The 22,481-nt window shown below is 40.2% G+C and carries 16 protein-coding genes; 5 read left to right on the top strand and 11 right to left on the bottom strand.

Features of this window, described 5'->3' with window-relative positions; genetic code table 11:
* Nucleotides 1–76 precede the first annotated feature (76 nt).
* Nucleotides 77–577 (bottom strand): fasciclin domain-containing protein, encoded by a 501-nt coding sequence (locus IE080_RS10865; RefSeq protein WP_189582041.1) that lies wholly within the window; start codon nt 575–577, stop codon nt 77–79.
* 186 nt (nt 578–763) lie between these two features.
* Between IE080_RS10865 and rlmH the strand changes: the two genes are divergently transcribed.
* Complete coding sequence (gene rlmH / locus IE080_RS10860) at nt 764–1,237, top strand: 23S rRNA (pseudouridine(1915)-N(3))-methyltransferase RlmH (RefSeq protein ID WP_189582228.1); 474 nt, start codon at nt 764–766, stop codon at nt 1,235–1,237.
* A 159-nt stretch (nt 1,238–1,396) separates the two neighbouring features.
* Here rlmH and IE080_RS10855 read toward each other — a convergent pair whose 3' ends face one another.
* The 3 genes from IE080_RS10855 to IE080_RS10845 all read right to left on the bottom strand — a co-directional run bounded on the left by IE080_RS10855 (nt 1,397) and on the right by IE080_RS10845 (nt 4,327).
* On the bottom strand, nt 1,397–3,730 hold the full coding sequence (locus IE080_RS10855) for an acyl-CoA dehydrogenase family protein (RefSeq protein ID WP_189582038.1): 2,334 nt from the start codon (nt 3,728–3,730) through the stop codon (nt 1,397–1,399).
* Between the two features lie 67 nt (nt 3,731–3,797).
* Entirely contained in the window at nt 3,798–4,115 is a 318-nt protein-coding gene (locus tag IE080_RS10850; protein ID WP_189582035.1) for a hypothetical protein, read from the bottom strand.
* 44 nt (nt 4,116–4,159) lie between these two features.
* A complete protein-coding gene (locus IE080_RS10845) occupies nt 4,160–4,327 on the bottom strand; it encodes an ATP-binding domain-containing protein (protein ID WP_189582032.1) in 168 nt (55 codons plus the stop codon).
* 259 nt (nt 4,328–4,586) lie between these two features.
* On the opposite strand from IE080_RS10845, the gene IE080_RS10840 reads away from it, so the two are divergent.
* The gene (locus IE080_RS10840) at nt 4,587–5,522 is read left to right on the top strand and encodes an SMP-30/gluconolactonase/LRE family protein (RefSeq protein WP_229800588.1); all 936 of its coding nucleotides are present in this window, start codon (nt 4,587–4,589) and stop codon (nt 5,520–5,522) included.
* 222 nt (nt 5,523–5,744) lie between these two features.
* On the opposite strand, the gene IE080_RS10835 is transcribed toward IE080_RS10840, so the two are convergent.
* The 4 genes from IE080_RS10835 to IE080_RS10820 form a co-directional block, all read right to left on the bottom strand.
* On the bottom strand, nt 5,745–9,401 hold the full coding sequence (locus IE080_RS10835; protein WP_189582026.1) for an ABC transporter permease/M1 family aminopeptidase: 3,657 nt from the start codon (nt 9,399–9,401) through the stop codon (nt 5,745–5,747).
* Nucleotides 9,402–9,404: 3 nt separating this feature from the next.
* Entirely contained in the window at nt 9,405–10,292 is an 888-nt protein-coding gene (locus tag IE080_RS10830; RefSeq protein ID WP_189582023.1) for an ABC transporter ATP-binding protein, read from the bottom strand.
* Nucleotides 10,293–10,764: 472 nt separating this feature from the next.
* Nucleotides 10,765–13,188 (bottom strand): S9 family peptidase, encoded by a 2,424-nt coding sequence (locus IE080_RS10825; RefSeq protein ID WP_189582020.1) that lies wholly within the window; start codon nt 13,186–13,188, stop codon nt 10,765–10,767.
* A gap of 155 nt (nt 13,189–13,343) precedes the next feature.
* On the bottom strand, nt 13,344–13,541 hold the full coding sequence (locus IE080_RS10820) for a CsbD family protein (protein WP_189582017.1): 198 nt from the start codon (nt 13,539–13,541) through the stop codon (nt 13,344–13,346).
* Nucleotides 13,542–13,763: 222 nt separating this feature from the next.
* Between IE080_RS10820 and recQ the strand changes: the two genes are divergently transcribed.
* On the top strand, nt 13,764–15,902 hold the full coding sequence (gene recQ / locus IE080_RS10815) for a DNA helicase RecQ (protein ID WP_189582015.1): 2,139 nt from the start codon (nt 13,764–13,766) through the stop codon (nt 15,900–15,902).
* Nucleotides 15,903–15,953: 51 nt separating this feature from the next.
* Here recQ and gldJ read toward each other — a convergent pair whose 3' ends face one another.
* Both gldJ and mfd read right to left on the bottom strand, forming a co-directional pair.
* Complete coding sequence (gene gldJ / locus IE080_RS10810; RefSeq protein ID WP_189582012.1) at nt 15,954–17,177, bottom strand: gliding motility lipoprotein GldJ; 1,224 nt, start codon at nt 17,175–17,177, stop codon at nt 15,954–15,956.
* Between the two features lie 172 nt (nt 17,178–17,349).
* On the bottom strand, nt 17,350–20,631 hold the full coding sequence (gene mfd, locus IE080_RS10805) for a transcription-repair coupling factor (RefSeq protein ID WP_189582009.1): 3,282 nt from the start codon (nt 20,629–20,631) through the stop codon (nt 17,350–17,352).
* A 132-nt stretch (nt 20,632–20,763) separates the two neighbouring features.
* Between mfd and IE080_RS10800 the strand changes: the two genes are divergently transcribed.
* Together IE080_RS10800 and IE080_RS10795 are read left to right on the top strand one after the other, a co-directional pair.
* A complete protein-coding gene (locus IE080_RS10800) occupies nt 20,764–21,372 on the top strand; it encodes a cytochrome c oxidase subunit 3 (protein WP_189582006.1) in 609 nt (202 codons plus the stop codon).
* Between the two features lie 7 nt (nt 21,373–21,379).
* On the top strand, nt 21,380–21,823 hold the full coding sequence (locus IE080_RS10795) for an SRPBCC family protein (RefSeq protein ID WP_189582003.1): 444 nt from the start codon (nt 21,380–21,382) through the stop codon (nt 21,821–21,823).
* Nucleotides 21,824–21,836: 13 nt separating this feature from the next.
* On the opposite strand, the gene IE080_RS10790 is transcribed toward IE080_RS10795, so the two are convergent.
* Entirely contained in the window at nt 21,837–22,307 is a 471-nt protein-coding gene (locus IE080_RS10790) for a Fur family transcriptional regulator (RefSeq protein WP_189582000.1), read from the bottom strand.
* Nucleotides 22,308–22,481: the final 174 nt, after the last annotated feature.

Here is a 22,481-nt window from a genome sequence, read left to right as displayed (position 1 = left end):
AATTCGTGCCATTCGTGGACAAAAAAAGCCCCAGAAAAATTCCGAGGCTTTAGATTCAAAATAGACAGACAACCAATTACATTCCAGGTAGGATTACTGTATCGATCACATGCACAACACCATTCTTCGCTTCGATATCAGCTGCTGTAACTTTAGCTCCATTTACCTTCACTTTTCCATCATACACTTTAAAAGTTACATCAGAACCCTGAGCTGTCTTAGCAGTCATTCCATCTGAAAGGTCTTTAGCATACACTTTACCAGGAACTACATGATAAGTTAATACCGCTTGTAATTGAGCTTTGTTTTCTGGCTTTAATAAATTTTCTACAGTACCTGCAGGCAATTTTGCAAAAGCCTCGTTGGTTGGTGCAAATACAGTGAAAGGACCATCACTTTTCAATACATCTACCAATTCACCAGCCTGCACAGCTGCTACCAATGTCGAAAGAAACTCAGTTTTAACAGCTAAATCTACGATGTCTTCATCTGCATAGATTTCTGAGTTGTTGTTAAGCGTAAATGCGGAAGTCACAAAAAATGTAACTAAAGCCACGAAAGACAATAATTTTTTCATGTTAAATATAGTTTTGGTTAGTGATAGTAAAAGACGAATAACTAGCCTTTTGTTTACAAAAAAGTGATGAGCCTAATCGATGGATATTTCATTGATCATCAAGGGTTGTTGATGTACATTAAACACGGGTTTATAACCATGTCAGGGTTTTGTTTTTATATAATCGGTAAAGTGTACCTTTGTACCATGCAAATCAAGCTTATCGCCATCGGTAAAACAGACAGCAAAGAACTGGAACAATTGATTCAGGAATATGTAAAGCGCTTGGGATTTTATACCAAGTTTGAATTAGATATCATCCCTGACATCAAAAATTCCAAGAACCTTAGCGAAGCTTCTCAAAAAGAAAAAGAAGGAGAGCTGATTTTGAAAAAGGTGCAGCAATCCGATGAGCTCGTATTATTGGATGAACAAGGAAAACACTATAGCTCCCTAGCCTTCTCTGAATACCTACAAAAAAAGATGAATGCTGGATTAAAGAACTTAATTTTTGTCATTGGAGGCCCTTATGGTTTTTCGGATGAGGTTTATAAACGCGCCAATGGCAAGCTTTCCCTATCAGCCATGACCTTCTCACACCAAATGGTCCGGCTATTTTTCGTGGAACAAATCTATCGGGCACATACGATTTTGAGAAATGAGCCCTATCACCATCAATAGGAAGAAGGGATATTGATTGATATTGGGAAATTGGGATATTGGGATATTGGTAAGAAATACGATTCGCTTGAATTGAAATAAAGTAGAAATAAGGTTGATATAAATTGAAATATTGGATGGGGGTTCTACTACCCATTTGCGTCAGCAAAACATCTGTGATTATCTGTGTTCATCTGTGGCTTTAAAAACCTTTCCCTCACTTCCGCGGTTTCTGCGAGCAATAGGAGCGGCGATGCAGCTTTCGGGGATGGCGAAAGCATCCGTGAGCGCTAATGCATTTTTTCGCACTTCCCAGCACAATTGGTTCACTTCTTTACGAATAGCCTTAGTTTTCACACCTTCCATATAGCCTTGTTCTAAATACCAGCCTCTGTTCTTCTCAATAGTGTACAACGCAAATAACTGACATAACTGCGTCAAGGCGGCTTTTATTCCCTCATCAGCTGTTTCCTTCACAGCAGCCTGAAACTCCTCCAAGATTATTCGTTCGATATATGCCTGCCCCACATTGAGCAAATGATGCTGTACTACATTAAATGCATCAAAGGAATCCATCCCTTCGTCAATATGTCGCTTAATCCTGCGAGCTGCACTTGTCAAAATCGCTCGTTCACGATAGCGAAAGGCACTCAAATGGAAATCCATATCCAACAAATGTTCCTTGTCTGTATTTCGGACGATCAGCGGATTCTTCTCCGTTATGCTCGTCTTGGCCTGATGAGTGACATAGTTGAAGATGGTGAACATATTCATATCACTGAACTCCTGCCTAAATTCTGTCAATCGATTTTTTGCCACCAATTGCATCAAAACCACATTATCCCCCTCGAAAGTGGTGTAGACATCTGTGTCATTTTTGAGCGCATCGATTCTATTCTCAGATAGATAACCCTTTCCTCCACAGGCTTCCCTACACTCCTGCAAAGTAGCGGTAGTAAACCAAGTAGTATAGGCCTTCAATCCAGCAGCCAAAGCCTCTATTTCCTGTGCATCTTCCTCAGAGCGTTTCAAAAATCTATCCGTCAAATACCTCAACCCAAAATGAAGCGCATAACTTGTAGCCAAAGGCGGCATTAATCTTCGCTGGTGCATGCGGTAGTTCAAAATTGGAGCTTCCTCTCCACCTTCAGGACCAAACTGCTTCCGCTTTTCTCCGTGACGAATAGCTATGGTCAAACCTGTTTTGGTAGCAGCCAAAGCAGATCGAGGAATACCAATCCTTCCCCCAACCAAGGTGCCAAGCATGGTAAAGAACCTCCTGTTGTCCGAGCTGATGGGACTTTCAAACTCACCTGCTTCATTGACGGAAGAGAATCTGTCCAACATATCTTCTTGTGGTATATCCACCTGATCAAAGTAAATGACCCCGTTATCCACACCGTTCAAACCCATCTTTCGTCCACAATCTTCAATACGAACACCTGAGACCAAATTGCCCTCAGCATCCCTCAAAGGAACAATAAAAGCATTTACTCCAAAATCCTCTCCGTCAATAATTAGCTTCGCAAAAACAGTGGCTTTTTGACCATGCAAAGCAGCATTACCGATGTATTCCTTTCGAGCGTCAGGGTTTGGTGTGTGAATGGTGAACGTCTTTTTCTCATGATTGTAGGTAGCTGTGGTTTCCAAGCCTCTTACATTGGAACCATGGCCTGTCTCGGTCATGGCAAAACAGCCGGGAAGTTTAAGGCTACCTACATCCTTCAAATACTTTCGATGATGCTTTTCAGTGCCTAAGAAGAAAATACTCATTCCCCACAATCCAAACTGCACCCCAAATTTGATCACCATACTCAGGTCATGGTAAGAGAGCGTTTCCATTATGGCAAAATAGCCCTCCATATCATCCTTTCCATCCGCAAACTTTGGAAAAGCCCAAGCCCCAAATCCCTGCTTGGCCAATTCCTGACACCACAAAAGCGTTTGTTCTCGTTGATCCTGTAAACTTTCAAACTCCCGAAAAGCAAAAGCATGATCAGATATAACAGTTTTAACTCTGTGGATAAGCTCAGCGTGGGAACCATCCAAAAGAGCCGTCAACGCAGAAACATTGAAGTTTTGCTCGGCATGTTGGACATTGGTAATGGTTTCATGACCGGATTTAAAGCTATAGCTTGCCTCTTTCCCCAACAACCCTAAAGCCTGCTCCGTAAACTCAAAATCTGCCATGACATCCTGTGGATAACTCACATCAGACTGATACTTTTGGGCCAAAGCAACCCCAATAGCGGTCAAACTTTCCTGCTCAATTGGTATGGACTTGATTTCTTTTCGCAGGTTTTTCAACAACTTTGGTTTGGGAGGATTGCTAGGATTAAATTGTTCAAAAAGCCATTCCTTTTCCTCGGCACTGAGCCAATATTGCCTGTGGATAAGTGCCTCTACCTCCTTTGATTCAGTAGTTGTCATGACACTATCAGCCCAAAGGGTGTAATAGATGGGTAAAAAAATGGATAGTTTGGGATTATCTTGGAAAATGTCTGAATGTATCATACGGTTAAAGTGGGTTGTTTCTCTATATACTGAAAAAATCCGTTGGAGGTTGGCTAAAGTTTTAAGGCTATTTACCCAAAATCACTTCCAGCAAAACAACCAACACCTCTTTTTCAGTTTCGGGATTTTTCCAATAAACCAACCAATTCACCCGAACATCTTGGATGACATAGCCTTTTTGTTCGAATCCAAGTAGATTTTGCTGAAATGCCTGAGAAAAACGGAGAACAGCTATTCCCTGACTATTCAAACAGTCTGAATCCACCACTTGAAGCATTTCTCCAGTTCTGAGCGCATGAATTGCTTTTTGTCTGTATGTGGAAAACCCAAGGTTGACATCCCTCAAACCCAAATGAAGAATCAAAAGCCTTTGATCTTCCGGCATGGAGTCTACTGTAAGTTTTTCTAAAGCTGGAGCTGTTATAGAATCTAAATAATTTCCCGATAATGAGTAGAAAGCCTAGATTTCGCACGGGTCATCCCCACATACAGCAGTCTTCGCTCAGAGTTATCCACACAGGTAGCATTACTTAACATTAAAAACACCTCATCAAACTCCTTTCCTTTGGCCTTATGGATAGTGGAAACTAGAACCATCAGCTTTTATTGCCCCAAAGTCCAGCAATTTGCCACTTTGAGGATCAACTTCAATATCTAAAAAACAAACTTGCAATGGCTGGGAGCTCATATGGAAACTAATAATTGTATATTCCTCTCAAGGAATTCACAGTTATTACAAGTATATTTAATTTCTTTGAAATCTCCACTAAAGCTATATCCGAAGATGAACCGTCTATTGATTTTCATAAGCTTCTTATTTATTCTTTCCACGAGTTGTCATTCGCAGGATTCAAGGATGAAAGCAGACGCTTTCATTGAGATTCTTGACGAGCGAGCTTTAAAACTGATTGATCCGGAGCAAGGTTTTGAGATTCTCGCCCAAGGCTTCTCTTGGACCGAAGGACCACTATGGCTGGAAAGTGAGCAGGCATTGATTTTTTCAGACATTCCACAAAATTCCATTTTCAAAATAGATCATACTGGCAAACTGTCTCTCTACCTCAAACCATCCGGATATACAGGATCAACTCAAAGAGGTGGAGAAACAGGCTCCAATGCGCTGATACTTGATCAGGAAGGACATTTGGTGCTTTGTCAACATGGAGATAGAAGGATGGCACGTATGAGTGCTTCGCTGGACGATCCCAAACCCAACTTTGAAACACTTGTGGATAACTTTGAGGGAAAGCGGTTGAATAGCCCAAATGATGCTGTATATAACCGTCATGGAAACCTATACTTCACGGATCCTCCTTATGGTCTTGAATTTGGAATGGATGATCTAAGTAAGGAATTGAGCTTTCAGGGAGTGTTTCAAATGAACACTGATGGAACGCTCTTACTATTGGACAGCTTAAGCAGACCAAATGGGATTGCCTGGAGTCCAGACGAAAAATACCTTTATGTAGCCAATTCATATCCCCGAGAAGCTGTTTGGTATCGCTACGAACAAAGGGAAGATGGACTTATCCACAATCGAACGGTATTCTTTGATGCCACTGAATTTGTAGGCAAAGCAGGCTTTCAAGGACTTCCTGATGGATTAAAGGTTCACAGTTCCGGTGTGATTTTTGCTACAGGCCCGGGAGGCGTATGGGTTTTTGACGCTGATGGAACGGTATTAGCTCGGCTACAAACAGGGGAGGCAACTTCCAATTGTGCTTTATCCACTGATGAAAAAGCGCTGTACCTAACAGCCAATAGCTATATCTTAAAGTTTAACTTGAGGTGACAAATTACCACATAGGAATATAGAAGAGCTTTAATATCAAGCCGAATCACATTGCCTTTTAGGCCTGTGGATAACCTGCTTTTTTGCAAATTATCCACAGAACTCATACTAGACCTTAAAGTATCACTTAAAGTAATACATGTGTCTATAAACCCAGAAGAAATTTTGATCCATTAAAAACCCTTTATACCTGTGCGTCCCATGTAGTAGGTTAATCTCTCGCTATTTTATATTGACAGAGCTTACATTATCTTCAGGAATACGATCGATGAGTTTATTGTACGGATCGATACCTGCCCTTGCTGGAATGCCCCCTGTCACACGGATTTCCAATTGATGACTGCCTGGCTTAAGTTTGTGTTTTTGGATATACAGGGGATTGGTGCGATTTTTACCGTTTTCATCCGTATCATCTTTAGCAAATATTCCGATATCGATATAATCCCCATCATAAATTGCCGGAGTTTCTCTACCCAAACTATCGGCATACACTTTTTGGGTATTGAAACTCAACGTAACCAAATACTCATCCTCTCCTGTTTTTTTTGCAGAAGCTTCTGTGGCTTTGTTTTCATACAGGGTAATCTTATGCCATGTATCCTCCAAATAATAGTGCAAAGAATCCGGTGTTTGCTCAGTCAAGTAGCGTAGCAAATCCGAACTACCCGGAAATGGAGGGGTTTCTTTCAATCCAAACTCCCCAAGAAAACCCTGCAAAGCAACATCCATGGCATCATCACCAATAAAATCCCGTAATCCATACAATACCAAAGCACCTTTTTGATAACATATATAGCCTCGGTCAGCATTGATAAAGACATTTTCCTTTTTGCTTTCATTGGCTCTTCCTGACAGATAACGATCAAGCTCATCTTTCAAGAAGCGCTTCATATTATCCTTGCCATAGGTTCGCTCTGTCAGAATTAAGGCTGAATATTCTGCTAAAGCTTCCGAAATTAAATTAGATCCTCTGGTATAATTTGGGGGAATTTGATGCCCCCACCATTGATGGGCCAACTCGTGGGCTGTTACAAAATACACATAATCGAAACTGTTGGGGTCGCTAAAATCAGCTACCCAACCAAAGCTTTCTGAATAGGGGACTGTATTTGGAAAAGACTGCGCAAATCCAGCATATCGAGGAAATTCCAGTATGCGCATTTGTCTAAATTGGAAAGGGCTGTAACGCTCAGAGAAATACACGAGACCATCCTTATATGCAGCTAAGAATCTGTCCAAATTGTACTTATGCTGTGGATGATGATAGATTTCTATGGTTACATGTTCACCATTAGGAAGCGTAACTTCATCCAACAACACATCATACTTGGCGGATACTACCGAAAAGAAATACTGTATTGGTGTATCCTGTACGTAGTGAAAGTACTTTCGACCATTTTCTTCCCATTCTTTTTGCAGATATCCTGGTACAACAGCTATTTGTTCGGGATGTGTACCGACTATTGCCTCAAACCTTACGAAGTCTGCGTCTTGGGAAAACAATAGGTTAGCCAAACCAAATGGGTCATCATGAGGAGGAAGGTCTGTATTCTTCTTTTCCAGCCCATGCTTTTTCCTGATTTCATCCGAACTTAGCTCAAAAGACTCATTATACCCAAAACTCGGCAAAAAGGCAGAGGTAAAGGTACCATTATAGACCAAATCGCGGTTATAACCCGAATTAGGAAACCCTTTGTTCAAAAGACTTGCCGTGACTTCCAATTGCAAGGTATCACCCGGATACATAGTAGAAGGAAGTGCCAAAATCTTGTACCATTCCTTTGACTCGTACTTATTAAGAATATCAAACTTTCGCTTGTCATACTTCAATGGAAAACGATAAGGAAGTGCCTTCCCATCTAATTTGACATCAAACGCTGTCAAGGAATTGGCATGCATGTGCAAAGAATCAATGGGGCTATCTGTCTTATTCACAACCGTGAGCAAAAGATTGAAATATGCATTTCGCTCTTCAGGGACCAAATCTGCTTTCAAAAAAACATCTACTACCTTGGGTTGAGGAAGGCGTTCGTATTGCTTCAATTGTTTTTCATAATCAGCACGCTCTTTTTGTCCTTCCTTTACGGTTTGATAATCATTGTCATACACTACTGTGTGGAAAATGTATCCTCCCGAAAGCAAGCCAATAGATAGGAAAATCAATGAAACACCTACAACAGGAGTATTCAAGCGCCTTTTGGCAATACCTAACCTACTTTTAAAATTGACTTCTGTCCCTCTGATGAAGAAAATGCTAAAGAAAAGCAGCAAAAATAACCCGATAGAAGTCCAATAAATATTGAACCAGAAAAGGGAAGTTCCCAAATGGCCCAATCCATTCATATCTGACCAAATGAAACCCGGCTTAAACGAATATTGGAAAAGTTTAAAGTTAATTTCTGCCAAATCCAATACTAAGCCTAACACAATCCAAATGGCTATACTCGCTGCATGGCCCGCAAACTTATTATTGAAGACCATATGGACAGCAAACACCAACATCACCATTTGCAGGTAATCGGGATAAGAAATCAGTAAGCTATCTACCAAATAAATCGATAATTCATAATTGAAATAACCTTTCAAGGTCTGAACCAAAATCCCAACAGGTATAGGGATGATGGCCAAAATAAATGTCACCGCTACCATTCCAAAAAACTTGGAAGATAGTAGTATTCCATCCTTTACAGGAAAAGTATCACTGATGACCGCATATCCGGAGGATTGATTGCGGTGAATAGACTCCCCGGTGAAAAATACTATGATGATGAAGACAAAGAGGTTGTAATCAAAATTTTTAAACTCCATCAAAAAGGAGGTGACAGGGTAATTCGAAACCGAATAAATAGTCGAGCCTATCCAAAAATCAATGACCAAAAATACCAAGCCGCCAAGTAAAATGGATTTGAAATACACATCTTTGACAATGTTGCTTACCTCTATTTTTGATAAGGCTATCAGACTTTTCCATTGAAATGCATTAGAGAAATTGGTCGTAACCCTATCCAAAGAAATAGTGGCCGGTGCCTCTTCAATTGTTTCTTTTTTTGCTTTCTTCATGCGTTCCTGAAAAAAGTAAGAAAATGAAAACCGCCAATACGCAGCAATAAATACCAATAGGCCAAGAGAAACCCACAAAATTCTATTGAAGAGCAAATATCCTTGAAGGGGAAGGATAAAAGAATTTTGCTCAAAAGGCGTGAGATACCTTGTTTCTAAATTGAAAGAATTGAGTGCAAATGGATCTAGAAGCTGTACAAGCTCCTTATTTTCTATGTCTTGCGCCAAAAAATTGGAAAGCAAATACGCAATGAACAGTACAATCCCTCCAGAGTAAATCGATTTAATATTTCTCGTAAATATGATCAGGGCAAAAAACAACGTTCCCGCAATCCACATATTTGGCAGAACTAAGGTAAGCCAAGGCTGAATGTAAAACCAAAATACATGGGGTCCATAACGATCTGCATCAGTCCATCCAGTAGCTGCCCCAACGATACAGCCGACATAAATCCCCAACAGTACTCCAAGGGTAATCCCCAATAGGACTACAAAAGAACCCCAAAACCTCCCCATGAAATAGGCAAATTTGCTTAAAGGGTAACTAAACATAAAATTACCCGTCTTATGCTCTAAATCTCTGTAGATAGGTACCCCCATGATGGCCGATGCCAACAGGATTCCAAAAAGAGAAATATTTACCTGCAAAGAGGCAATGACTAAAGGTGAGTTATGATAAACTGTATCTGAAGCAGGTGTATACCCTCCTCCAAAAAGCAGTACAGCGATTCCAAAAACCATTCCGAAATAAGCATAGGTAGCAGGTCTTGCTAGCCTATATCGGATCTCAAAGGTGAAAACATTCCAAAATCCTTTCATGGCTTACAAAGTAATAGGGTCCATTTTTTGAGCAATATGGCTGAAATATACATCCTCCAAATTGGTAGGAGCCTTGGCAAATCCATTTTCAGGATCTTGTTCACTGACAATCCGCAAACTTAATTTGCCTTCTTTCAGCTGCGTTGAAATCAGGTTATAGGTACCTTTGTAACTATGCAACTTCGACTTATCCACACTCTTTTGGTACACCATTCCTTCTAAGGCTTTAACTCCATCCGATGGTTTTCCTTGCATGAGCACTTCACCTTGGCAGATGATCGCCATGTTGGCACAAAGCGTACTCACATCCTCTACGATATGGGTGGATAAAATCACAATGGTATTTTCCCCCAATTCACTTAGAAGGTTATAAAAACGATTTCGTTCCGATGGATCCAAGCCTGCTGTGGGTTCATCTACAATTATCAAGGATGGATTACCCGCCAAAGCCTGTGCAATCCCAAACCGCTGACGCATCCCTCCAGAAAAAGTACCTAAGGCTTTTTTACGATCCTTGTAAAGGTTTACCTTTTGTAAAAGAGAAGATACCAAGTCTTTGCGCTCTGACTTGTGGATCACTCCTTTCATTTGCGCAATATGATCCAACATGACCTCTGCACTGATGCGGGGATATAATCCAAAATCCTGCGGAAGATATCCAAGCTTTTCTCTCAAGGATTGTTTATCATTCAACACATCCAATTCGTCTAAAAAAATACTGCCACTATCGGCATCTTGAAGAGTAGCAATTGTTCGCATCAGGGTAGATTTGCCTGCCCCGTTGGGGCCTAAAAGTCCAAACATTCCCTGAGGAATGGTCAAAGAAATGTCATTGAGTGCCCTGACTCCATTGGAGTACGTCTTTGAGAGATTTTTGATGGTGAGTTCCATAGAATACTGGTTGTGGTGAAAGATTCGTTCTAATGAATTGGAAAATAAGGGATTAATTTCAAAAATTTTTGATATCTATGGATTTTTTTCATGTTTACCATAATAAATTCTGTAAATCGTCACATAAACGGACAGTCTACTCATTTGACCAAAATCTATCCAATCGGTCAACTACGCTAAAAAATGATGCAAATACCTATACAAACAAAAAGACCTCCAGCTATGCTAAGCATAAATGGAGGCCTTTTGAGCTTGGACCCTCACGATTATTTCAATCAATCGAAATTCGAATTTCTATACCGTCTTCCAAGTTCCCTGTTCATTTCTCACCACGAGCGCAACGACAAATCGCAACGCTCGCAACGAAAAACATTCAAAGACTACATCATTTCAACAGTTAGTCTTTCATCCTTCATCCCTCCTTCTTCATCCTTGGACTTTGAGTCTTGGCTCTTGATTCTAAAATCTAATCTCACTGCCTATTCTTCACATATTTCTCCAACCACTCATGCTGTTCCCAAAGGGTATGTAAAATGGATTCCTTCGCAGCATAGCCATGACTTTCATGCGGTAAAAACACCAAACGAGTAGTTGCGCCATGCCCTTTCAAAGCATTGTAATAACGCTCAGATTGGATTGGGAAGGTTCCTGAGTTATTATCAGCCTCTCCGTGGATCAATAAGATTGGGGTTTTCACTTTGTTGGCATGCATAAATGGAGACATGTTACTATATACCTCAGGTGCTTCCCAAATGGTGCGCTGCTCATACTGGAACCCGAATGGAGTCAAGGTTCTATTATACGCACCACTTCGGGCAATTCCTGCTGCAAACAGATCAGAGTGGGAAAGCAAATTAGCTGTCATGAATGCACCATAAGAGTGACCACCTACGCCAATTCTGTTTCTATCTCCGATACCTGTACTCGCAATATAATCAATAGCTGCCTCTGCATTAGCCACCAATTGCTCTAAGAAGAAATCGTTTGGTTCATCGTCGCCTTCACCTACGATCGGCATTTCAGTTTGATCCATGATTGCATAGCCTTGGGTCACCCAATAGATCGGAGAACCCCAGCTCAAACGTGTAAACGTATACTGAGAGCCTCTCACTTGAGCTGCCACTGCGGCTGATTTGTATTCACGCGGATATGCCCACATCACCACAGGAAGGGGACCATCAGTAGCTGGATCATAACCTTCAGGCGTGTACACAATAGCCGAAAGATCTAAGCCATCTTTTCTCTTATACTTCACCAATTGCTTATTGATCCCTTTGATAGACTCAAATGGATGTGCAAATTGGGTAATTTGTCTAGGGGCAATTCTCCTTCTTGTATTGACTAACCAGTAATTTGGTTGAATATCTGTGCTTTCTTTCAAGGTAATAAACTCCGTTGCATCAGCGTTCAATACCTTAGTTACACGCTCATAGAATGGGGCCTGAGACCTCCACAAGATTCGTTCTGTTTTGGTTTTTACATTATATGCAGAAAGGTAAGGCATGCTTCCTTGTGGAGATCCACCTTCTGAAGTCATGAAGACATCATCTCCTTTTCTTAACAATACACTTCTTCCAAAATCATTCGTCGTGAATACAGGACTTCCTGGATCATTGTAAATATCATCTGAAGAACGCTCGATGATAACCGTGCCTTTTTGACCTGGCTTGGATGGATTGATCAAACTTACACGCTGCTGACGGGTAGCAGACCAACGCTCACTAAGCAAAGCAAAGTTGTCATCAGACCATGAAATACCTCCAAATCTGTATCCGATTTTTGCCAACACAACTGGCGTGGAGTTGAATGGTGCATCTTGCATGTAGACGATTTCTCTATCTTCCATTTTCACACGTCCATCACCTCCATCTTGTGCTTCTACCCATACTAAGGTAGCTGGCTTATCTGCTCTCCAGCTAATCGCTCTCTTTCCGGTAGATACTGCATCGAAACCAGTTGGCCTTACTTCTGCCAAAGGAATCTCAGCAATTGTAGTTATTTTCTTGCCTTGGATATCCCAAATTTCCACATCATATGGGAAGGCACTGACAGGCACCAAATACGAGAATGGCTTTTTCACATAATTGATCCGGATATACTTCCCATCGGGAGACAGGTTCATATTAGAGATTAAGCCTGGGTTGGCAACGGGAGTAGCATTACCATTCAGATCCAAAATCATCAATTGAGAATTCATAAAATACTCAAATACATCCTCATCATGTGCATTGGTCAATAGATCCTGATAGGTTCTGGAAGGAGCAGCATTGCCACTTGTCTCCTGAACGGTTGGACCGGATGGAGCCAATGGTGCTTGAGGCAGATTACCTCTTCTTGGATTGATTGCTCTATATACAATCTTATTATCTGGAGTCCAAGACATATCCACACCACCTACGCCGTTGACACTTTCTTGCGTTAGCTGCTTAGCTTCCATGGTGGATAAGTCCACGACCCAAAGCGCAATCCCTGTATTGGTAGTATTGGTCAAGGCTATGAATTTTTCATCATTTGATAAAGAAAATGAACCTAATCGAGGGTTCTCAGGTAGGCCATTGATTCTTCGCTCTTCTCCCGAACGTGTGTTTTTGATAACCACATTTTCAAAAGAGCCTGAGCGGCTTGGACCATTGGTTGCAGGGTTGATTCGGATACCTGCCAAACGTAATTCAGGTTGCGCCAAATCTTCAATGGAAGGATTTCCCGAGCGCTCCAGCACCATCATAAATTCTCCCGAACGGCTAAAACTGACGGAAGGAGTAGGTGAGGCATTGACTAAGTCTGCTATTTCTTTTGGCGGAGTTTGATAGGTCAATGCTTGCTGTGCCTGTGCAAGCCCCATGGCTAGAAAGCAAAAACATGCGATCGAAAGCCCAATTCGATAAATTTTCTTCATGGTAAAATGATAGAATTCTAGTTTGGCATGAATATACTGAATTTAAAAAAACGGTGTTCATTCATTTATTTGGAACTCCCTGATAGCTGTTTAAATGGAAAAAGCCAGGCAAAACCTGGCTTAATTCTTATTAAGATATCCTACAGAAGTCTATATTACTCTTCTTCCTTTCCAAATAAAAACTTCGATAATTCTTCTTTTGCTGCTCCGGTTTTCTGTTGGAGCTTTCCAAGCAATTGATCCTCCTGACCCTCTGCATACATAAGATCATCATCTGTTAAATCTGCATACTTCTCCTTTAATTTTCCCTTCAACTCGTTCCAATTTCCTTTAATTTTCAATTCTAAAGACATGCTAGTAATTGTTTAAGTTTAAAATAATTTTTATAATACAATTGCAAATACTTTGCCAGAAATAAAAAAATTATTGTTTTTTTGATTTTTGTTATTAAAAAATATAATAATTGCCCTTTTTTAACCCCTCAACTAATTAAACGCTTAATTAGTCGACTAGCTGCATTTTTATTAGTTGATTGATTAATTTTAAGTCTTGATTTTGGTTAAACTTTTGATGATATGGAGGCAATTATTCAGACAAATGCACGGGATGTTTTACATCAATACTTTGGCTATCTAAGCTTTAGGGGAAATCAGGAGTCCATTATTTCCTCTATTTTAGCCAAAAAAGATACCATCGTCCTGATGCCCACAGGCGGGGGAAAATCCATTTGCTACCAAGTTCCTGCGCTCCTTTCAGAGGGTTTGACCTTGGTGATTTCTCCGTTAATTTCCCTTATGAAAGATCAGGTGGACACCTTGAATGCCAATGGTATCCCTGCTGTATTTCTCAACTCTTCCCAAAGCATCTCCGAACAGCGCCATATATCGGAGCAACTAAAAAAATCAGCCATCAAGCTCCTCTATGTTGCCCCCGAACGCTTATTTGGGGGTTCCAATCCGCTGATAGAGTTTTTACAAGAAGTACCCCTCAGTCTAGTGGCAGTGGATGAGGCGCATTGTGTATCTCAGTGGGGACATGATTTCAGACCGGAATATCTCAAAATAGGAACACTTCGAAAGAAATTTCCCAAAGTTCCCTTCATTGCACTGACAGCTACTGCCGATAAGCGAACAAGGGCTGATATTGCAGATAAATTAGAATTGATCAAGCCTCAATGGTTTATTTCCTCTTTTGACAGAAGCAACATCACTTATCGGGTAACCCCCAAGCTCAATGCTATGGACAAGTTGATGGAATTTTTAGATTTCCATCGCAAAGACTCGGGAATCATATACTGCCTATCCCGTCGCAATGTGGAAGAAACTGCCGAGCAATTGAGCGCTGTGGGACTCTCTGTATTACCATACCACGCAGGGCTTCCAAGAGAAACCCGTGAAAAAAATCAAGAGCTCTTTATCAAAGATGAGGTAAAAATCATCGTAGCTACGATAGCCTTTGGTATGGGAATCGATAAACCCAATGTCCGCTTTGTGGTACACATGAACATGCCGCAAAATATCGAAGGCTACTACCAAGAAACGGGTAGGGCAGGACGGGATGGTCTTCCAAGTGAAGCTTTACTCTTTTATTCTTATCAGGATTACATGACGCTTAGCCGCATGCTCGATCAAGCAGAAAACAAAGACTTTGTCGAAATCATGCAGGAAAAGTTGCAGCGAATGAGTTCCTTCTCTCAAAGCAATGTGTGTAGAAGAAAATACCTCCTCAATTATTTTGGGGAAACTCATCCTGATGAATGCGGAAATTGTGATGTGTGCTTCCAAAAAGGAAAGCAACAGGATATGACCATTCCTTCTCAAATGCTCCTTTCCACAGTCGCACGTCTAGGGGAAGTTTATGGGTTGGGTTATGCAATTTTAGTCTTGCGTGGTTCCAAATCAAGTAAGATAAAAGCAGAACATCAAGAATTGAGTGTGTATGGAATAGGGAAGGATAGACCTGAAGATTTTTGGAAAAAACTAGGCAACAAACTCCAGCAACATGGATATCTTGCAGAGGCAGGAAGTCAATATCCTACATTGAAACTAACTGAACTAGCATGGGAAAAACTGAAAGGAAAAGAAAAAATTCTCCTACCCATGGAGGAAAGCTTCAGTGAAGGAAAAGAGCGAAAACTGGAGTATCATGAAGGTTTATTGGATGAATTAAAATCTCTCCGCGCTTCCATCGCAAGAGATGCCAATGTACCTCCCTATGTGATTTTTGGAGATAATAGCTTACAGGAAATGGCAACCTTCCTGCCTGTGGAAAAAGATGCGTTAATGGCCATTTCTGGTGTGGGACATATGAAAGCCACTAACTATGGATCACAATTTATGAAATTAATTCAGTCCTATGCTACCAAATATCAATTGCATCCCAAGCGCAAACTTGCAGCGAATACGAGTAAACCAAAAGGCAGTGGTGCTTCGGGAACAGAATTAGTAACCTTAAAAATGTACCAAGGAGGTAAAAATATTTTTCAAATAGCCCAAGAGCGAAGCCTAAGTCCTGCCACCGTAGAAGAACATCTCATTCGAATGATGGAAGCGGGTAAACTGAGTGTGGAAGAATTACTACCAAAGGATGACTTGCTGACCATCCGGCTTGCGTACAGAAGGCAAGGATCTCACTACCTCAAACCATTAAAGGAGCATTTTGGAAACCGCTTTTCTTATTTTCAGTTAAAAGCGGCTTTGGTTGGAGAACGATAAAACAAAAAAGGAGCTTCTTATAGCTCCTTTTTTGTTTTGATTTTGAATAAATTATTTTCCTCTACCTCCTATGGATATCATTGCACATCTAAAACCAATGTGATTAGTAGCTGAATCTTGATGCATAAATCTACGAGTTCCTGGAGACATCCAATATGCAACATCTCTCCAAGACCCTCCTTTATAAACTCTAAATTCATCTGTGATTAAAGTGGTAGTATAGCTTTCCTGCTCATCATATATACCATCCTTTCTTAAAGGGTTTAAGTCATCAAAATCTTGAAAAGAAAGTGGGCGATATACGTCATTAACCCATTCGTTCATATTTCCAGCCATATGATACAGCCCAAAATCATTAGGTGGCATATCATATACATTGGTAGGTAGAATTTCACCATCATTTACTTTTGATCCTGCAATACCAGCATAATCACCCCTACCCCTTTTAAAATTAACCAAGAAGTCTCCCTGTTTTCCTTTCCTTTTTATATTGTATGGATTTCTTAAACCTCTTCCATCCCAAGGATAAATTCTACCTTGCTCTTGGTTTTCATCCATATACTGGGTACCAATCATAGCTTTAGCAGCATATTCCCACTCTCCTTCATTTGGTAGTCTATATTCAGCAATAGCAACCCCTCTTTCTATTAGTTGCTTTTTACTCAATGTACTATCTACTTTATTTTTTTCACGGATTAGATTACTTACAAACTCAGTTCTCCATTTTGAATAAGCATTAGCTTGAGTCCATGATACGCCTGCCACAGGATAAAAATTAAAGCCCGGAAATCTAAAGTAATAAGTGTCATATAAATCATTATAAGACATAGCTCCTGCCCACACTTGATCTTTAGGTTCTAGTTTTTGAATAGAATCAGCACTTACTTTTCTACCCATGTAAAATAAGAATTCCCTATAATCAACATTGGTTACTTCCGTTTCATCCAAATAGAAAGATGCAATTGTTACTGTTCTTTCTAAATTATCTCTAAAGGCCATTATATCTTGTTCTTGAGATCCAAGAACAGTCCTACCACCTTGTATGTACTTCAACCGTGGACCAATTTTTTGCTCTGCAAATTTGGCCACAAAAAATTTAGAAGAGTCATTTGCATCAAAGCTGAAGGCTCCTCCTGTAGAAGCACTGGTTTTCCCAGGCTTATTGGCTGTTCTACGACCATATCCCGTCTGTTTATTACAAGACGAGAGAATAAGACCTCCTAATAAAAGGAAGGAAGCCACGGTCAGTCCCCAATTTCTTTTTCCAAAAACCATTGTCAAATATTGTTTTTTGTGCACAATTAAAACGCTAATATATAATCTATAATATCTGATTCAAATAATATTTTTCAGTTAAGGCTGTCCGAAAAACATGTTTTTATTGAATTAGGATGAAATCCTACATAAATTTTACCAAATATAGCAATTATCGGGCCATTAAAATTATTTAAGAATTTAGAATATTCATCCATTTTTGAGCAACTGAAATATGTTTGACATCCTCAATTGTAAGGATTAGTCTGGTTTTTACTTCTTTTATTTTGCATCGTTTCCCATGGCTTTGTATATTTTTGAGTATAGTTCCAAAAGTTGAGGACTTATAGTACTTATCCTTAGAAGATGGGACAAAATAACATTTCATTTGATTATTTTTCAAGACCAATTTTTCAAAGCCTAAATTCTCAGCTTGCCACCTCAATCGGACTGTTTCAAATAAATCTTCAACTACTCTAGGTACAGGACCAAAGCGATCCCTAATAGAATTGAAGTATTTCTGCAACTCTTCTTCTTCTTTGATTCCATCTAACTTAGAATATAACTGTAATCGCTCGGAAATATTGCTTACATACTCTTCAGGTATAAGTAATTCAAAGTCCGTTTCAATCACACAATCCTGTACAAGGACTTCTACCTTTTCTTTCAAATCCACTTCGAAGAGTGCCGCAAATTCATTTTCCTTCAATTCCTGTACAGCCTCATCCAAGATTTTGTGATACATATCAAACCCTAGGTCCGTTATAAAACCACTTTGCTCAGCACCCAATAGATTGCCCGCCCCACGTATATCCAAATCACGCATAGCCACTTTGAAGCCATCCCCTAAATCAGAAAATTCTTCCAGCGTTTGTAAACGCTTCCTAGCCTCAGGAGTCAGATGCGTAGGATGTGCCGTCAACAAATAACAGAAGGCCTTTTTATTGCTACGACCAACACGACCTCGCATCTGATGCAGGTCACTCAAGCCAAACATGTGTGCCCGATTGATAATGATGGTATTGGCATTGGGAATATCCAAGCCAGACTCGATGATATTGGTAGAAACTAGGATGTCGTATTCTCCTTCGATAAACTTCACCATGATCTTCTCCAACTGCTTACCATCCATCTGCCCATGGGCAGCAGCAATTCGGGCATCCGGCACCAATCGGAGAATCAAATTGGCGATGGAGTCAATTTCACCAACACGATTATGCACAAAAAATACCTGTCCCCCCCTCCGAAGCTCATAAGCTATCGCGTCCCGGATGACTTCCTCCTGAAATGCATGAATTTCGGTGGTTACAGGCTGCCTATTTGGCGGAGGAGTCGCAATCACTGACAAATCGCGGGCACCCATTAAGGAAAAATGAAGTGTTCGGGGAATGGGCGTTGCTGTCAATGTCAACACATCCACATTGACTTTCATCTCCTTAAGTTGATCTTTTACCTTTACCCCAAACTTTTGCTCTTCGTCAATAATCAGCAAACCTAAGTCCTTGAACTTAACATCTTTATTGACAATGCGGTGTGTTCCTACGAGGATATCTATTTCCCCGGAAGCTACTTGCTTGGTAATTTCTTTGATTTCTTTGGCTGTGCGGAAACGGTTAATGTATTCCACTTTGACCGGAAAATTACCCAATCGCTCGCTAAATGTGCGGTAATGCTGCATTGCCAAAATAGTGGTAGGAACCAAAACGGCAACCTGCTTTCGGTCATTTACTGCCTTAAATGCTGCACGGATAGCAACCTCTGTTTTTCCAAAGCCCACATCTCCGCAGACCAAACGGTCCATTGGATGCGGTTTTTCCATATCAGCTTTGACATCACCCGTGGCTAAAGCCTGGTCTGGGGTATCTTCAAATACAAAGGAACTTTCCAATTCCACTTGTAGGACAGAATCTGGATGAAATTGGTAGCCTGGAGCAGTCCTTCTCTTGGCATAGAGTGCAATTAATTCTTTTGCAATATCCTTTACCTGACTTTTGACTTTGCGCTTTTTGTTTTCCCATTCTGGGCTTCCCAATTTGGACATAGAAGGGATTGTACCCTCCTGACCAGAATACTTTGAAATCTTGTGTAGAGAATGAATATTTACATAAAGCAAATCATCATCTCTGAATATCAGGCGCACAGCTTCCTGTTGCTTTCCATTGACATCTACCTTTTCCAATCCTGCAAATCTTCCCACTCCATAATCCACGTGCACTACAAAATCTCCTGGATGTAGGGTTTTGAGCTCTCTTAAGGTGAGCGCCTTGGATTTGCTGGTTTTATTTTTGGATTTGTAGCGGTGAAATCGCTCGAAAATCTGATGATCCGTGTAACAGGCAATCTTTTGTTTTTTATCCACAAAGCCTTCCCGGATACCCATTTGCAAAGTCTGATAGCGTAGAGTAGGGTCCAATTCCTGAAAAATATTCTCCAAGCGGGTCAATTGCTTCTCACTTTCTGAGCAAATGATATTCACCCACCCCTCTTTTTCATTGGTAGCTAAATTTTCCACCAACAAATCAAAGTTTTTGTTGAAGGAGGGCTGAGGTTGTGATTGGAAATCCTGTTTGGTAGCACCCTTCCTATGAAACCTATGTCCAAACTCTAACAAGGTAAATTGCTCTGTTTTCGCCTCAAAACTTTGTGAATTGTCAAAAAGATCGGTAGGCTTGAGGAGTAATTTATCGTTTTGGATATTGCTAACAATCTGATAGAACTGGTTTTCGGCTTTTGTGAAATTCTCATCAATGGTGTCCAACGTAAAAGACACATCCTTCATCCACACACAGGTCTGCTCTGGCAGAAACTCCAAAAATGACTGCCGCTGCTCCTGNGGGTCAAAGGTCCGAATACTTTCAATTTCTCTTCCAAAAAGCTCTATCCGAAAAGGTAGTTCATTGGCATAGGAAAACACATCCAAGATACCCCCACGAATGGAAAACTGACCCGGTTCATATACAAAATCAGTTTTTTCAAAATCATAGGTCATCAATAGCTCAGATATAAATGCAATATCCACCTTCTCACCTACTTTGGCAGTGAAGGTATGATCTCTCAAGGAGCGTTTGTTGATTACTTTTTCGTACAGGGCTTCCGCATACGTGACCACAATCGTACTTTCCCCAGGATTATCCAATATTTTGTTGAGGATCTCTGCCCTCATCAGGATATTGGCATTTTCTATTTCATCAAATTGATACGGACGCTTATAGCTAGAAGGAAATAGAAGCACTTCTTGATTTTCCACCAATTCCTGTAAATCATTGGTCAAGTAAGCAGCCTCTTCCTTATCATGCGCTATGATCAGATGGAAGCCTCCGACTTGTTTGCGGATGGACAAAAAAACAATCATGTCCAAACTGCCGGACAATCCCTTTAGCTGAAATTTTTTTTCTTGCTTGTTCTGAATGCTTTCGGATAAGCTTAGGATAAAAGGATCATTCTCGTAAAGCGAGAGAAATGCTGACTTTTCCAAGATAGCGGTTGTTGATTTGAAGGCTCAAAGGTATGAAATTGATTTCTTTTTAACCTTTGCAGATGAATAATGTGATGTAAATCCTGAACCTCCTACCCTTTAAAATGTTTATGCATAAAAGAAGTATTCCATATGCCAGAAACGAAAGAAGGTTGGTTTCAACGAATAGAAAAAATGCATCCCTATCAGACACTCATGTATTTGGGTATGTTTGGCAGCGGGCTGATTTTTTTATTTATGACCACTGCATTCTTGGCATCCGACACAAGTATGGTGGAAGCCACTAAGTTCAAGATGCCCAAATCATTCATCCTCAGTACCTTTATCTTGCTTATCAGCGGTTACACTGTAAGTAAACTGCTGTTGCACTACAAGGAAGATAGTGTGCAAAAACTCAAAAATAGCCTTTTGATCACTTTCTTCCTAGGACTGATATTCACAGCTTTGCAATTTATAGGGTGGAAGGAATTGACCTTATCGGGCGTAGATTTCAGGGGACTGCCTACTGGAAGCTTTCTGTACGTATTGACAGGGATTCATATTTTTCACTTGATTGGGGCGATGACATTTGCTTTGATTATGGTGTACCAATACAGCCGCGTCGAAAAAGATGAAGTAAAAAATTTAGTCCTCTTGACAAACCCCTATGAGCGCATGCGGATAGAATTATTTACCACCTATTGGCATTTCATGGACTTTATTTGGCTTACTTTATTTATGATTTTTGTCTTTGTATTCTAAGAAACGTATGAAAATTGTCATAGAAACTACCGTAGAACAAGATTATCTTACAGTAAAAGAAGGCTTTAATGAAAGCCTTTTCAAAAAATTAGCTCCACCGTTTCCTCCGGTTAAGCTGTTGCGCTTTGATGGTTCCACTACAGGAGATGTAGTATCCTTGGAATTAAACTTTTTCTTTTTCAAGCAACGATGGACAAGTGATATTGTGGCCGATGAAACTACTGAAAAGGAGTTTTATTTCATTGATAAAGGAGTAGAGTTACCTTTTTTCCTAAAAGCGTGGGAGCATAAGCACCGGATTATCAAGAATGGTGAAGGAAGTATCATTCGTGATGAAATCAGCTACCAAGGACCTTTTGGTTTGATGACTTTCTTACTATATCCTGCACTTTACCTGCAGTTTCTTTACAGAAAGCCCATTTACAGAAAAATATTTCGATCCAAAGCATAAAAAAAGCTTGCCATCAGGCAAGCTTTAAGTTTTCACAAGCTGGAATCTGACAATCCCCATACAGTACTAGGGAATGGGAAGTAATGCCAGACATAAACTCTTTGCCCATTGCTTCCTTGATAGCATTTAAGCGTTCATCTGAAAATTCACGGATTTTTCTACATTGATTGCACACATGGTGATCATGGTGTTTATAAGTAAGCGCTTGTTCATACAAAGCCACTTTATCTTTAAATTGATGCTTCACTGCCAAGCCGCACTCCACCAATAAATCCAGGGTATTGTAAATGGTCGCTCTGCTGATGCTATACCCTTTATTCCGCATCATCAGAAAAAGACCTTCCACGTCGATATGTTCATCCTGGGGCAAGGCATATAACTCATCGATCACAGAAAAACGTTCAGGAGTTTTCCTACTTCCTTGTCTCAACAGATAGTTTTCAAATATTTTTTTAGCTTTTTCTACTAAAGATTTCTCGGCCATACGTAAGGATTAAAAAATAAAGATGCAGGATTTTTTAGACTTTATCAAGTTTGATAGTTTTTGACTATCAATATTGAAGAAAGATGATTAATCGTAAAAACTTCATTTTAATCGACAAACAAAACAATTGTTACTTCCGTTTTTATTGGATAATATTAAATTGTACTACTAAAG

This window comes from Mongoliitalea lutea, assembly GCF_014652135.1.
Taxonomy (GTDB): domain Bacteria; phylum Bacteroidota; class Bacteroidia; order Cytophagales; family Cyclobacteriaceae; genus Mongoliitalea; species Mongoliitalea lutea.
Note: the sequence above shows the minus strand (reverse complement) of the source record. Positions and strands in the feature narration are given on the sequence as shown.

What these genes read in the sequence shown, in the direction of transcription:
- IE080_RS10795 (WP_189582003.1), top strand. Translation starts at nt 21,380, where the DNA reads ATGAAAATTGTCATAGAAACTACCGTAGAACAAGATTATCTTACAGTA.
- IE080_RS10835 (WP_189582026.1), bottom strand. Translation starts at nt 9,401, where the DNA reads ATGAAAGGATTTTGGAATGTTTTCACCTTTGAGATCCGATATAGGCTA.
- IE080_RS10865 (WP_189582041.1), bottom strand. Translation starts at nt 577, where the DNA reads ATGAAAAAATTATTGTCTTTCGTGGCTTTAGTTACATTTTTTGTGACT.
- IE080_RS10825 (WP_189582020.1), bottom strand. Translation starts at nt 13,188, where the DNA reads ATGAAGAAAATTTATCGAATTGGGCTTTCGATCGCATGTTTTTGCTTT.
- IE080_RS10820 (WP_189582017.1), bottom strand. Translation starts at nt 13,541, where the DNA reads ATGTCTTTAGAATTGAAAATTAAAGGAAATTGGAACGAGTTGAAGGGA.
- IE080_RS10845 (WP_189582032.1), bottom strand. Translation starts at nt 4,327, where the DNA reads ATGGTTCTAGTTTCCACTATCCATAAGGCCAAAGGAAAGGAGTTTGAT.
- IE080_RS10850 (WP_189582035.1), bottom strand. Translation starts at nt 4,115, where the DNA reads ATGCCGGAAGATCAAAGGCTTTTGATTCTTCATTTGGGTTTGAGGGAT.
- recQ (WP_189582015.1), top strand. Translation starts at nt 13,764, where the DNA reads ATGGAGGCAATTATTCAGACAAATGCACGGGATGTTTTACATCAATAC.
- IE080_RS10855 (WP_189582038.1), bottom strand. Translation starts at nt 3,730, where the DNA reads ATGATACATTCAGACATTTTCCAAGATAATCCCAAACTATCCATTTTT.
- gldJ (WP_189582012.1), bottom strand. Translation starts at nt 17,177, where the DNA reads ATGGTTTTTGGAAAAAGAAATTGGGGACTGACCGTGGCTTCCTTCCTT.
- IE080_RS10800 (WP_189582006.1), top strand. Translation starts at nt 20,764, where the DNA reads ATGCCAGAAACGAAAGAAGGTTGGTTTCAACGAATAGAAAAAATGCAT.
- rlmH (WP_189582228.1), top strand. Translation starts at nt 764, where the DNA reads ATGCAAATCAAGCTTATCGCCATCGGTAAAACAGACAGCAAAGAACTG.
- IE080_RS10840 (WP_229800588.1), top strand. Translation starts at nt 4,587, where the DNA reads ATGAAAGCAGACGCTTTCATTGAGATTCTTGACGAGCGAGCTTTAAAA.
- IE080_RS10830 (WP_189582023.1), bottom strand. Translation starts at nt 10,292, where the DNA reads ATGGAACTCACCATCAAAAATCTCTCAAAGACGTACTCCAATGGAGTC.
- IE080_RS10790 (WP_189582000.1), bottom strand. Translation starts at nt 22,307, where the DNA reads ATGGCCGAGAAATCTTTAGTAGAAAAAGCTAAAAAAATATTTGAAAAC.